This is a genomic window from Stenotrophomonas sp. Marseille-Q4652 (genome assembly GCF_916618915.1).
Taxonomy (GTDB): Bacteria; Pseudomonadota; Gammaproteobacteria; order Xanthomonadales; family Xanthomonadaceae; genus Stenotrophomonas.
This window is the reverse complement of record NZ_CAKAKE010000001.1, coordinates 603363-615182: the sequence shown is the minus strand read 5'-3', so window position 1 is coordinate 615182 and position 11820 is coordinate 603363. Positions and strand designations below refer to the sequence as shown.

The 11820-nt window shown below is 70.9% G+C and carries 12 protein-coding genes; 10 read left to right on the top strand and 2 right to left on the bottom strand.

The genetic code is table 11. From position 1 onward, the window contains the following. Positions 1-4 precede the first annotated feature (4 nt). The 10 genes from ccmC to LG380_RS02780 all read left to right on the top strand — a co-directional run bounded on the left by ccmC (position 5) and on the right by LG380_RS02780 (position 8170). On the top strand, positions 5-754 hold the full coding sequence (gene ccmC / locus LG380_RS02825) for a heme ABC transporter permease CcmC (RefSeq protein ID WP_225763512.1): 750 nt from the start codon (positions 5-7) through the stop codon (positions 752-754). Continuing rightward, positions 751-924 carry a heme exporter protein CcmD gene (ccmD, locus tag LG380_RS02820; protein WP_225763511.1) on the top strand — a complete coding sequence of 58 codons (174 nt, stop codon included), beginning with the start codon at positions 751-753 and terminating at the stop codon, positions 922-924. The genes ccmC and ccmD overlap by 4 nt, the downstream gene beginning before the upstream one ends. Further along, entirely contained in the window at positions 921-1385 is a 465-nt protein-coding gene (ccmE, locus tag LG380_RS02815; RefSeq protein WP_225763510.1) for a cytochrome c maturation protein CcmE, read from the top strand. Before ccmD ends, ccmE begins: the two co-directional genes overlap by 4 nt. Next, entirely contained in the window at positions 1386-3323 is a 1938-nt protein-coding gene (locus LG380_RS02810) for a heme lyase CcmF/NrfE family subunit (protein WP_225763509.1), read from the top strand. Beyond that, positions 3316-3945, top strand: a complete 630-nt coding sequence (locus tag LG380_RS02805; protein WP_225763508.1) for a DsbE family thiol:disulfide interchange protein — start codon at positions 3316-3318, stop codon at positions 3943-3945. Before LG380_RS02810 ends, LG380_RS02805 begins: the two co-directional genes overlap by 8 nt. After that, complete coding sequence (locus tag LG380_RS02800) at positions 3942-4379, top strand: cytochrome c-type biogenesis protein (RefSeq protein WP_225763507.1); 438 nt, start codon at positions 3942-3944, stop codon at positions 4377-4379. Before LG380_RS02805 ends, LG380_RS02800 begins: the two co-directional genes overlap by 4 nt. After that, the gene (locus LG380_RS02795; RefSeq protein ID WP_225763506.1) at positions 4373-5371 is read left to right on the top strand and encodes a tetratricopeptide repeat protein; all 999 of its coding nucleotides are present in this window, start codon (positions 4373-4375) and stop codon (positions 5369-5371) included. Before LG380_RS02800 ends, LG380_RS02795 begins: the two co-directional genes overlap by 7 nt. A 67-nt stretch (positions 5372-5438) precedes the next feature. Further along, positions 5439-6551, top strand: coding sequence for a homoserine O-acetyltransferase (locus tag LG380_RS02790; protein WP_225763505.1), 1113 nt, complete (start codon positions 5439-5441; stop codon positions 6549-6551). A 102-nt stretch (positions 6552-6653) separates the two neighbouring features. Next, positions 6654-7502 (top strand): DNA ligase, encoded by an 849-nt coding sequence (locus LG380_RS02785; protein WP_225763504.1) that lies wholly within the window; start codon positions 6654-6656, stop codon positions 7500-7502. 68 nt (positions 7503-7570) lie between these two features. Then, entirely contained in the window at positions 7571-8170 is a 600-nt protein-coding gene (locus LG380_RS02780) for a DUF1294 domain-containing protein (RefSeq protein WP_225763503.1), read from the top strand. Between the two features lie 135 nt (positions 8171-8305). On the opposite strand, the gene cydC is transcribed toward LG380_RS02780, so the two are convergent. After that, a complete protein-coding gene (gene cydC / locus LG380_RS02775; RefSeq protein ID WP_225763502.1) occupies positions 8306-9985 on the bottom strand; it encodes a thiol reductant ABC exporter subunit CydC in 1680 nt (559 codons plus the stop codon). Next, a complete protein-coding gene (cydD, locus tag LG380_RS02770; RefSeq protein WP_225763501.1) occupies positions 9982-11691 on the bottom strand; it encodes a thiol reductant ABC exporter subunit CydD in 1710 nt (569 codons plus the stop codon). Before cydD ends, cydC begins: the two co-directional genes overlap by 4 nt. Positions 11692-11820 lie beyond the last annotated feature (129 nt).

Here is an 11820-nt window from a genome sequence, read left to right as displayed (position 1 = left end):
ACGAATGAATCCCATCGTCCGCTGGTTCCACCAACTCGGCTCACCTCCCACCTTCGACCGTTTTGCCGCCCGCTGGGCCCCGTGGTGCTGGGCGATCGCCGCGGTGCTGCTGGCCGTCGGCATGTACCAGGCGCTGTGGGTGGTGCCGGCCGAGCGCTACCAGGGCGATTCGTTCCGGATCCTCTACATCCATGTGCCGAGTGCGTGGATGAGCCTGCTGGTCTACGCGCTGATGGCGCTGTACGCGGCCATCGCCCTGATCTGGCGGATCAAGCTGTGCGAGATCCTGGCCATGGCCTGCGCGCCGATCGGCGCCGGCTTCACCCTGATCACCCTGCTGACCGGCAGCATCTGGGGCAAGCCGACCTGGGGCGGCTGGTGGGACTGGGACCCGCGCCTGACCACTGAACTGATCCTGCTGTTCCTCTACATCGGGGTGATGGCGCTGTACGCCAGCATCGAGGACCGCCGCAACGGCGCCCGCGCCGCCGGCCTGCTGGCCATCGTCGGCGTGGCCCTGCTGCCGGTGATCCGCTATTCGGTGGTGTGGTGGAACTCGCTGCACCAGGGCCAGAGCATCAGCGTGTTCGGCCAGTCGGCGATCGACCCGGCGCTGATGGCGCCACTGTGGTGGATGGTGATCGCCACCAAGTTCTGGTTCGCCGGCTCGCTGCTGGCCCGCGCCCGTACCGACAACCTGCGCCGCGAGGCCGGCAAGGACTGGGTGCTGCGGATGTCCGGGGAGAAGTCATGAGCAACCACCTGCCGTACGTAATCGCCGCCTATTCGGTGTTCCTCGTGGTGCTGGCCTGGGATTTCCTGGCCCCTCGCCTGCAGCTGCGGCGCATCCTGCGCCAGGCGCAGTTGCGCTCGAAGCGCCGCCAGCCGGCGCCGGCCCCGTCGCTGCAGGAGCTGGAGCGATGAATCCGCTCCGTCGCCGTCGCCTGCTGCTGGTCGGCGCGCTGGTGGTGGCTGGCTGCCTGGCGACCACGCTGGCGGCCATGGCCCTGCAGCGCAACGTGGCCTACCTGTACACGCCGGCCGAAGTGCTGCGCGGCGACGCCGGCGAACGCGCGCGCTTCCGCCTTGGCGGCATGGTCGAGAAGGGCTCGTTCCAGCGTGCCGAAGGCTCGCTGGAGGCCAGCTTCCGCGTCACCGACGGTGATGCGCAACTGCCGGTGCGCTATTCGAAGATGCTGCCGGACCTGTTCCGCGAGGGGCAGGCCGTGGTCGCCACCGGCAGCCTCGTCGACGGCGTGTTCGTCGCCGACGAGGTGCTGGCCAAGCACGATGAGAGCTACGTGCCCAAGGAGCTGGCCGACAAGATGGGCGCCGCCCACCAGAAGCACGATGTGGCGGCGCCGGCCGCCGGGGAAGCACCCTAGGTGGTTCCTGAACTCGGGCAGGTACTGCTCGCCCTCGCCCTGCTGGCCTGCCTGCTGCAGGCCGTGCTGCCGCTGGCCGGCGCGCACCGCAGCAACAGCGCATGGATGGCGGTGGCACGGCCGGCGGCCTTCGCCCAGCTGGCGCTGGTGGCCGGTGCGTTTGCCGCGCTGACCCATGCCTTCATCACCCAGGATTTCTCGGTGCGCTACGTCGCCGAGAACTCCAACTCGCTGCTGCCGATGATCTATCGCTGGTCGGCGGTGTGGGGCGCGCACGAGGGTTCACTGCTGATGTGGGCGCTGGTGCTGGCGCTGTGGACGGCGGCGGTGGCGGCGACCTCGCGCGCCCTGCCCCTGCCGGTACAGGCCCGGGTGCTCGGCACGCTGGCACTGGTCAGTGCCGGCTTCCTCGCCTTCCTGGTCTTCACCTCCAACCCGTTCGAGCGGCTGCTGCCGGCGGCAGCCGAGGGCCGCGATCTCAACCCGCTGCTGCAGGACCCGGGGCTGATCATCCATCCGCCGATGCTGTACCTGGGTTACGTCGGATTCTCGGTGCCGTTCGCCTTCGCCATCGCCGCGCTGCTGGAAGGACGCATCGATGCACGCTGGCTGCGCTGGACCCGGCCGTGGACCAATGCCGCCTGGGGCTTCCTGACCCTGGGCATCGCGCTGGGCAGCTGGTGGGCGTACTACGAGCTGGGCTGGGGTGGCTGGTGGTTCTGGGATCCGGTGGAGAACGCCAGCTTCATGCCGTGGCTGGCCGGTGCCGCGCTGATCCACTCGCAGGCGGTGACCGAAAAGCGCGGCAGTTTCGGCGGCTGGACGTTGCTGCTGGCCATCGCCGCGTTCGCGCTGTCGCTGCTGGGCGCATTCCTGGTGCGCTCGGGCGTGCTGACCAGCGTGCATTCGTTTGCCGCCGATCCGGCGCGCGGCATGTTCATCCTGGTATTCCTCGCCCTGGTGATCGGTGGCTCGCTGCTGCTGTACGTGCTGCGTGCGCCTGCGCTGGCCGCAGTGGCCGACGATCCGCGCCGCGGCTTTGCCGCCAGTTCGCGGGAGACCCTGCTGCTGGTCAACAACCTGCTGCTGGCCTGCGCCTGCGCGATGATCCTGCTCGGCACGTTGTATCCGCTGCTGGCCGATGCGCTGGGGCTGGGCAAGATCTCGGTCGGCCCGCCCTACTTCGGCACCCTGTTCCTGCTGCTGATGGCACCGCTCGTCGCCCTGTTGCCGTTCGGCCCGCTGACCCGCTGGCAGCGCGAGCAGGCTTCCCGTCCGCTGGCCCTGATGCTGCCGTGGCTGTTGATGGCCGTGGCCGGCGGCGTGGCGGCGTTCTTCCTGGCTCCGCGTGGCGCCGGCAAGACCGCGCTGGGCGTGGCCGCCGCGGCATGGGTGCTGCTGGGCACCGCGCGCTTCGCCTGGACGCGGCTGCGCGGCAATGGCCGCTTCACCGCCGAGATGCTGGGCATGGTGCTGGCCCACGCCGGCGTGGCCGTGTTCCTGGCCGGCGCGCTGCTGGTGGAAGGGCTGAACGTGCAGCGCGAGGTTGCCCTGGCCCCGGGCCAGTCAGTGGACGTGGGCACGCTTTCGTTCCGCTTCGAAGGCGTGGACCGCCGCGAGGGACCCAACTTCGAGGCCGAACGCGGCCACGTGCGCGTGCTGCGCGACGGCCGTGAGCTCACCCTGCTGCATCCGGAAAAACGCCGCTACGCCAGCGGTGGCCAGGTGATGACCGAGGCCGGCATCCACGCCCGGCTCGGCGGCGACCTGTACGTGGCATTGGGCGAGCCGCTGGGCAATGATGCCTGGGCACTGCGAGTACACATCAAACCCTTCGTCCGCTGGATCTGGCTGGGCGCGCTGCTGATGGCCCTGGGGGGCTTCGTCACCGCCGCCGACCGCCGCTTCCGCCGGATTCCGGAGAACCGTCATGGCTGAGCAACCTCCTTCCCCGCCTCCTCGCATTCCGCCGGTCGCCATCGTCATCGGCGTGCTGTTCTTCTTCGGCCTGATCGGGTTGATGCTGCACGGGGTGATGCGCTCGGGCCAACCCGGCCGCGACACCCTGCCTTCGGCGCTGATTGGCAAGGCCGCCCCGGCCTTCGAGCTGCCGATCCTGCATGACCCGGGCATCACCGTGCGCAGCGGCGACCTGCGCGGGGCACCGTACGTGCTCAACGTCTGGGGCAGCTGGTGCCCGGCCTGCCGCGAGGAGCACCCGGTGCTGTCGCGTTTTGCCCTGTCCAAGCGGGTGCGGGTGGTCGGCTACAACTGGAAGGACGAGCCGGCCGATGCGCTGCGCTGGCTGGAACAGCTCGGCAACCCCTACTTCGTGGTGCTGGCCGACCAGGAAGGCCGTACCGCGATCGACTGGGGCGTGATTGCCGCGCCGGAAACCTTCCTCGTCGACGCCGCCGGCATCGTGCGCTGGAAGCACAGCGGCACGCTGACCCAGAAGGTGATCGACGAACAGCTCCTGCCCGCGCTGGAACAGGCCGAGCGCACCACTGCCACCAGTGGCGCGGCTGGCGCCCCGGCCATGCTGCGGGCGGCACGATGAGCGTGCGCTGGCTGCTTGCCCTGCTGCTGTGCCTGTCGCCGGCAGCCCTGGCGCAGCCGGCCGGCGACCCTTCGCCCCTGCCGTTCCGTGATGCCGCCGAGGAGGCACGCTTCCACGCACTGGCCGCCGAACTGCGCTGCGTGCAGTGCCAGAACCAGTCGCTGGCCGATTCCAATGCCCGGATCGCCCAGGACCTGCGCCGCGAGGTACTGGTGCTGATGCAGCAGGGCCACAGCGATGCGCAGATCAAGCAGTTCCTGGTCGAGCGCTATGGCCAGTTCGTGCTGTACCGCCCGCAACTGGAGTCCGGCACCTGGCTGCTGTGGTTCGGTCCGGGCCTGGTGCTGATTGCCGGGGCGCTGGTGCTGGTACGCGTGGTGCGCCGCCGCGCCCGCCAGGTCGCACCGCAGGACATGGACGAGCAGGAATGGTGAGCGGCTTTGCCCTGCTGGCGGGGTTGCTGGGCGCGCTGCTGGGTGCCGCGGTGGCATGGCCGCTGTGGCGCGCCGGCAGCCGTGGCAGCTTCGTGGCCTGCGTGCTGGTCCTGGCCGTGTCCACGCCGGCGCTGTACCTGGTCATCGGCACGCCGCAGGCCCTGGATCCGCAGCAGCGGCGCGCCCCACAGTCGCTGGACGAAGGCATCGCGCGCCTGCGCCAGGCGCTGGACGAACAACCGCAGCGGGCCGATGGCTGGGCGCTGCTGGCCCAGTCCGAACTGGCGCGCGGCAATACCGCGCAGGCACTGCAGGCCTACGAACAGGCGGTGCGCCTGGCCCCGGACGAACCGACCCTGCTGGTCGAAGCCGCCCAGGCCCGCGCGCAGGCCGCTCCCGATCGCCGCTTCGACGACCAGGCCGTGGCCTGGCTGCGCCATGCGCTGGAAGTCTCACCCGAGGCCGAGCGTGCCGCCTGGCTGCTGGGTATCGCCCAGCGCCAGCGCGGACAGGACGCCGACGCTGCCCGCACCTGGGAGGCGCTCCTGCCGCGACTGGAGCCCGGCGCCGCCCAGGCCCTGCGCGAACAGATCGGCATCGCCCGCCAGCAGGCCGGGCTGCCGCCGCTGCCGGCCCCGGCCGCGGCGCGCACGCTGACCGTGCAGGTCGCGCTGGATCCGGACTTCGCCTCGCGCGTGCGGCTGGCCGGCGACACCACGGTGTTCGTCATCGCCCGCATCCCCGGCGGCCCGCCGATGCCGGTGGCCGTGGAAAAGCACGCGCTGCAGGACCTGCCGCTGACCGTGACCCTGGATGACGGTGACAGCCCGATGCCGACGCAGAAGCTCTCGGCGCTGGACGAGGTGGAAGTGCTGGCGCGGCTGTCGGCCAGCGGCAACGCGATGCCGCAGGAAGGTGATATCGCCACCGCGCCGGTGCGGGTCAGGCTGCCGGCCGAGGCACCCGTGTCGCTGTCCATCGGCGCTCGCTGAGCCCGGCGGAACGCTGGGTGCCGTCGGCGCGGACGGCCTGGTCACCGCAGGACGCTAGAATCTCCCGATGACCGAATTCATCCCGCCGGGCACCCGTTACCACCCCCTGTCTTCGCCCTTCCCGATGAAACGCGGCGGCCAGCTGATCGGCGCGCGCGTGGCCTATGAGACCTGGGGCACGCTGGATGCCCAGGCCGGCAACGCCATCCTGATCGTCACCGGGCTGTCGCCGGATGCGCATGCCGCGTCCAACCCGGACAACCCCGCCGCCGGCTGGTGGGAGGCGATGCTGGGTCCGGGCAAGCCGATCGATACCGACCGCTGGTTCGTGGTCTGCGTCAACTCATTGGGCAGCTGCAAGGGCTCCACCGGCCCGGCCTCGATCGACCCGGCCACCGGCGAGCTGTACCGCCTGCGTTTTCCCAAGCTGTCGATCGAGGACGTGGCCAATGCCGCGGTCGAAGTGGTGCGCGCACTCGGCATCAACGAGCTGGCCTGCCTGGTGGGCAACTCGATGGGCGGCATGACCGCACTGGCCATCCTGCTGCAGCACCCCGGTATCGCCCGCGCCCATATCAACATCTCCGGCAGCGCCCAGGCCCTGCCGTTCTCCATCGCCATCCGCTCGCTGCAGCGAGAGGCGATCCGGCTGGACCCGAACTGGAACGGCGGCAATTACGACGAGGATGTGTATCCGGAATCGGGCATGCGCATGGCGCGCAAGCTCGGCGTGATCACCTACCGCTCGGCGCTGGAATGGGACGGCCGCTTCGGCCGCGTGCGGCTGGATTCGGAGCAGAGCGCCGATGATCCGTTCGGCCTGGAATTCCAGGTCGAGAGCTACCTCGAAGGCCACGCCCGCCGCTTCGTGCGCCACTTCGACCCCAACTGCTACCTCTACCTGGGGCGTTCGATGGACTGGTTCGACCTGGCCGAGTACGCCGACGGCGACGTGCTGGCCGGGCTGGCGAAGATCCGCGTGGGCAAGGCGCTGGCGATCGGTGCCAACACCGACATCCTGTTCCCGGTGCAGCAGCAGGAACAGATCGCCGAAGGCCTGCGCGCCGGTGGCGCCGAGGCCAGCTTCATCGGGCTGGACTCGCCGCAGGGCCATGACGCCTTCCTGGTCGATTTCGCCCGGTTCGGGCCGGCCGTGCGCGGGTTCCTCGACACACTCTGACCGAGCCCGCGCGGCGGTTTCCTACGCCGCGCCGGGCACGCGCCCGATCCGACCGGTCGCCACATGCGGCCACACTTTCCGCCCGCCTTCCAGGGACCGGACATGCGCATCTGGATCGTGCTGTGCCTGCTGCTGACAACCGTGTTTCCCGCCGGGGCCGCCGAGCCACCCGGGATGATGCTCGCCTCCAGCTGGGACGGACGGCAGGATGTCGCCGATTACTGGGTCAGCGAGAAACTGGACGGCGTACGTGCACGCTGGGACGGCCGCGTGCTGTGGACCCGCAGTGGCCACCGCATCGCCGCGCCGGCGTGGTTTACCGCCGGCTGGCCGGCACAACCGATGGATGGCGAACTGTGGATCGGCCGCCAGCGCTTTGACGAGGCCAGCGCGCTCGTGCGTGCACTGCAGGTCGATGACGAGGGCTGGCGGCGGATCCGCTTCATGGCCTTCGACCTGCCCACCCATGGCGGGCCATTCGGCCGGCGCCTTGCCCGGCTGCAGGCCGTCATCAGCGCCACCCGCAGCCCTTGGCTGCAGGCCATCGAACAACAACGGGTGCCGGACGCCGCCGCCCTGCAGGCACGACTGCAGGCGGTGGTCGCAGCCGGTGGCGAAGGCCTGATACTGCACCACCACGATGGCCGCTACGTCGCCGGCCGCAGCCCGCATCTGTTCAAGCTCAAGCCCTGGGAAGATGCCGAGGCGCGCGTGGTCGCGCACATCCCCGGCAAGGGCAAATACCAGGGCATGCTCGGTGCGCTGCTGGTCGAGCGCGAGGACGGCACGCGCTTCCGCCTGGGCAGTGGCTTCAAGGATGCGCAGCGCGCAGATCCGCCGCCGATCGGCGCACAGGTCACCTACCGCTACAACGGGCTGACCGGTAATGGCCTGCCCCGCTTTGCCCGCTTCCTGCGCATCCGCCACGAGTCACCGGCCGCGTCGCCTTGAGCGGCGGGGACTTCCCAGACGCAGGGATGATCGCGTCCAATCAGCGGCTTCCTCCATGGACCGGAACCATGCGCTACCAGGGTCGCCTCAGTGACTGGCAAGACGACAAGGGCTACGGCTTCGTTACCCCCAATGGCGGCGGCGAGCGTGCCTTCGTCCACATCAAGGCGTTCGAGCGCAGCGGCCGGCGGCCGCGCGAGGGCGAACTGATCAGCTACGTGGCCGAGCGCGATGCGCGCGGCCGCTGCAATGCCACGCGCATCCGCTATGCCGCCACCAGTACGTCCTTAGCCCGCGCTCCAATCGGCACCGGTACCCGCAAGCTGCCGCGACTTGGCATTGAGCTTGTCGCGCTGGCAATCGTATTCACGGGAACAGTGCCGGGCTGGTGGCCGATGTGGCTGGCGTGGACCTACCTCGGGATGAGCGTGCTGGCCCTGCTGGTCTATGGCGCGGACAAGTCCGCCGCCCAGCGCAGCCAGCGCCGCACGCCGGAAAACACGCTGCACCTGCTCGGGATGCTCTGCGGCTGGCCCGGCGCACTGGTGGCGCAGGCGCTGTTCCGGCACAAGTCGAGCAAGGCCGCGTTCCAGTCGGTGTTCTGGGTCACCGTCGTGCTGAACCTGGTTGGCGTGGCGTGGATGCTGCGCAGCGTGTCGGCAATCTAGGAAGGCGCTCTTCCTGCCCCCCAAGCGGGGGCTGCAGGTTCGACCGGTAGCCGGCACACAAGGTGCTTCGGCCAGGTACGTCCGCGAACACGAGGGACAACTGCGCCGTCAATGGCGCGGCGCCTGGCGACAGAATTACTCCACCCACTCCAGCAGCTTGCCGTGCTGCAGGCGGTAGCTGCGATGGACCACACCGGCCGGCAATTCGCCGTGGGTGATCATCAGCAGGCTGCGCTGTCCCAGCGCGGCGGCCAGGTCGCGCAGCAGCGCGTTGGCAGTGTCCACGTCCAGGCCTTCGGTCGGCTCGTCCAGCACCATGATCGGGGCGTTGCGCAGCAGCGCACGGGCCAGCGCCAGGCGGCGCGCCTGCCCGGCCGACATGGTCGCGCCGTTCTCGCCCACCCAGGCCTGCAGGCCACCCAGCCCGCGCGCCCAGTCGCCCAGGCGCACGCCATCCAGTACCTGCCACAACGCTTCGTCAGCAGCATCGGGATCACCCAGGCGCAGGTTCTCGGCAATGGTCCCGGCAAACACCGGCGCGCCCTGCGGCAGCCAGGCCAGCTGGGCATGCCATTGCGCCTGGGCGAAGCGGCGCAGGTCCACGCCGCCATGGCGCACGCTGCCCTGCTGCGGATCCCACTGGCGCAGCAGCAGCGAGGACAGCGTGGTCTTGCCACAGCCGCTGTCGCCGCGGATGGCGATGCGCTCGCCCGGTGCCAGGGTCAGGTCCATGCCATCGAGCAGGCGCCGGGTTTCCCCGGGCCACCAGAACACGACCTTCTCGAAGGACAGCGTGGCCGGGCCCGTGGGCACCGGTTGCGGCTGCTCCGGCTCCTCGACCGACGGTGGCTGCGCGGTGATCTGCTGCAGGCGTGCGGCGGCCACCTGCCCGGACTGCAGTGATTGCCAGGCCGCGCCGATGCCGGTAGCCACTTCCAGCAGCGCCACGGTGAGGAACACCAGTGCCGCGGCCATCGGTGCCTGCAGTTGCCCGCGCTCGAACGCCCACAGCGCCAGCCACAGCATCGAGAACAGGCCCAGGCCCGAGCCGGCCGAATGCGCGACGTTGCCGGCAATCAGGCGCAGGCGACGGCGACGGTCGGCGGTGGCCACCTGCGCGGCCTCGCGCTCGACCCGCAGCATCCAGGCCTCGCGCGCATGCAGCGCGGTCAGGTCAGCCGCGCCTTCCAGCCCCTCGAAAGCCAGCGTGCGCAGCTGCGCGCGCAGGGCCGCGCGTTGCTGTTCGCCGGCATTGCCGCCGCGCACGCCCAGCATCGGCACGGCCACGCCGATCAGCAGGGCCAGTGCGGCCAGCAGCAGCGCCGCCGGCCAGTAGATCAGCCCCGCCGCCACCACCGAGGCTACGGCGATGCCGAGCAGGGCCAGCAGCGGGCCCAGCGCGCGCACCAGCAGGCCATCGACCTCGCCGATGTCGGACATCAGCCGTGCCAGCAGTTCGCCGGTGCGGGTAGCGGCCAGCCGGCCCGGGGCCAGCGGCAGCGCGCGGCGGAAGAACCACACGCGCAGGTCACGGGCGATGCGCAGGGTGACGTCGTGGCCGACCAGCTTTTCGAAATAGCGCGAGACGATGCGCGCCATGGTCAGGCCGCGGATGCCGGCCGAGGGCGAGAAGAAGTTGAAACCGCTGCCCAGCCCCGCCAGCCCGGCCAGCGCCGCGGCGGTGAGGAAGCCACCGGACAGGCCGAGCAGGCCGACGCCGGCCAGCATCGTGGTCAGCAGCAGCACGGTGGCCAGCAGCAGGCGCCAGCGGTGGCGCCGGAATACCTGGCGCAGGTCGTCGCGCGGCGCGCTCATCGGCCGTCCTCCGTCGTAGCCGGGGCCGGCAGTTCCAGCACGCTGTCGGCCCAGCGCATCACCGCCGGACTGTGCGTGGCCACGATGACCGAGCTGCCCCGGGTAAAGGCGGCCAGCGCCTCAAGCAGGTCAGCCTCGGTCTGCGGATCAAGGAAGGCGGTGGGCTCATCCAGCAGCAGCAGTTCGGGATTGCGCAGCAGCAGCCGGGCCAGGCCGATGCGCCGCGCCTCGCCGCCGGACAGGCCAAAGCCACGCTCGCCGATCACCGTATCCAGCCTCTCGGGCAGTGCCTCGACGAAGCGCATCACCTGCGCGGCCTCGGCCACCGCGCGCAGCCGTGCATCGCTGGCGGCGGGATCGGCCAGCCGCAGGTTGTCGGCGATCGAGCCATGGAACAGGTAGGGACGCTGCCCGGCGAAGCCGATGGTCAGGCCCGGACGCCACACCAGGCTGCCCTCGCGCGGCGGCAGCCAGCCGGCCAGCGCTTCGAGCAGGGTGCTCTTGCCGCTGCCGCTGGGGCCGACCAGGGCCAGGCGCTGGCCGTGCTCCAGCTGCAGCGAGAAACCACGCAGCACGTCGCGATTGCCACCCTGCGGGCGCAGCACCAGACCACGCGCCTGCAGCGGCGGGGCATGGCGCTCGGCCGGCTCGGGTTCGCGCTGGCGCTGCCCGATGGGCGTGGCGTCGTCGCCGGGCAGTTCGCCAAGCAGGCGTTCTACCTCGGCCGCGGCGGCCAGCGCATTGGCGCGGTCGTGGTAATGCGCGGCCAGTCGCCGCAGCGGCCCGTAGAACTCCGGCGCCAGCAGCAGGCAGAACACGCCGATGCCCAGGGTCGGGGTCACCGGGCGGATCTCCAGCAGGCCCAGGTAGCTCAGGCCCAGGTACAGCGCCACCATCGCCACGCTGACCGAGGCGAAGAACTCCAGCACGGTGGACGACAGGAAGGCGATGCGCAGCACCTTCATGCTGCCCAGGCGCACGCCCTCGGCGGCGGCTTCCACGCCACGCAGCTCGGCCTCGCCCCGGCCGTACAGGCGCAGCAGGCCCAAGCCCTTGATGCGATCGGCGAAATGGCCGCCCATGCGCGCCATCTGCCCGAGCTGGTCGCGGCCGGCCGCCTCGGCGCCCCAGCCCACCAGCATCATGAAGAACGGCACCAGCGGCGCGGTCAGCAGCAGGATCAGCGCCACCACCCAGTCCACCGAGGCCACCGCGGCGGCGATCAGCAGCGGCACGACCATGACTTCGGCGCGGACCGGCTGGAAGCCGGCGTAGTAGCCCTCGATCGCGTCGCCGTGGGCCAGCAGCAGTTCGCCCAGTTCGCCGGTGCGCCGCTGGCGCAGCCACAGCGGGCCGTGCCCGAGCAGCCGCCGGTAGACCTGGCTGCGCAGCGCCAGCCGTGCCGCATCGGCCACGTCGCCAGCCGCCCGCTGGGCCACGCCGCCGAGCGCGCTGCGTACCAGCAGGGTGCCGCCGAGCACCGCCAGGGCCGTCGCCGCCCCGGCAAGCGCGTGGCCTTCGACAAGGACATGCTGGATCAGCCAGGCGATCGCGCCGGCCTGTACCACGAGCAGCGCGCCGGACAGGCACACCGCCGCGGCCGCCAGCCGCTGCTGAGGGCGTGCATGGGCCGCCAGGCTGGCCAGCCATTGCTGGCGCTGGCGCCGGAGTGCCGGCGATTCGGGGGAAGTCTCGGGGGAGGACAAGTCGGGGAGGGCTCGACGACGGAACAGGAATTGTATGCAAGCCACCCGTTGGCCGCGCACATACCTTCGCCGCCCGGCCCTGCCGCGCCCTTGATCTGGATCAAGGCTGGCAATCCCGCGGCGAAGGAT

Bases quoted from the DNA above. Each gene is read 5' to 3' on its own strand.
- ccmC (WP_225763512.1), top strand. From the start codon at position 5: ATGAATCCCATCGTCCGCTGGTTCCACCAACTCGGCTCACCTCCCACC.
- ccmD (WP_225763511.1), top strand. From the start codon at position 751: ATGAGCAACCACCTGCCGTACGTAATCGCCGCCTATTCGGTGTTCCTC.
- ccmE (WP_225763510.1), top strand. From the start codon at position 921: ATGAATCCGCTCCGTCGCCGTCGCCTGCTGCTGGTCGGCGCGCTGGTG.
- LG380_RS02805 (WP_225763508.1), top strand. From the start codon at position 3,316: ATGGCTGAGCAACCTCCTTCCCCGCCTCCTCGCATTCCGCCGGTCGCC.
- LG380_RS02800 (WP_225763507.1), top strand. From the start codon at position 3,942: ATGAGCGTGCGCTGGCTGCTTGCCCTGCTGCTGTGCCTGTCGCCGGCA.
- LG380_RS02795 (WP_225763506.1), top strand. From the start codon at position 4,373: ATGGTGAGCGGCTTTGCCCTGCTGGCGGGGTTGCTGGGCGCGCTGCTG.
- LG380_RS02790 (WP_225763505.1), top strand. From the start codon at position 5,439: ATGACCGAATTCATCCCGCCGGGCACCCGTTACCACCCCCTGTCTTCG.
- LG380_RS02785 (WP_225763504.1), top strand. From the start codon at position 6,654: ATGCGCATCTGGATCGTGCTGTGCCTGCTGCTGACAACCGTGTTTCCC.
- LG380_RS02780 (WP_225763503.1), top strand. From the start codon at position 7,571: ATGCGCTACCAGGGTCGCCTCAGTGACTGGCAAGACGACAAGGGCTAC.
- cydC (WP_225763502.1), bottom strand. From the start codon at position 9,985: ATGAGCGCGCCGCGCGACGACCTGCGCCAGGTATTCCGGCGCCACCGC.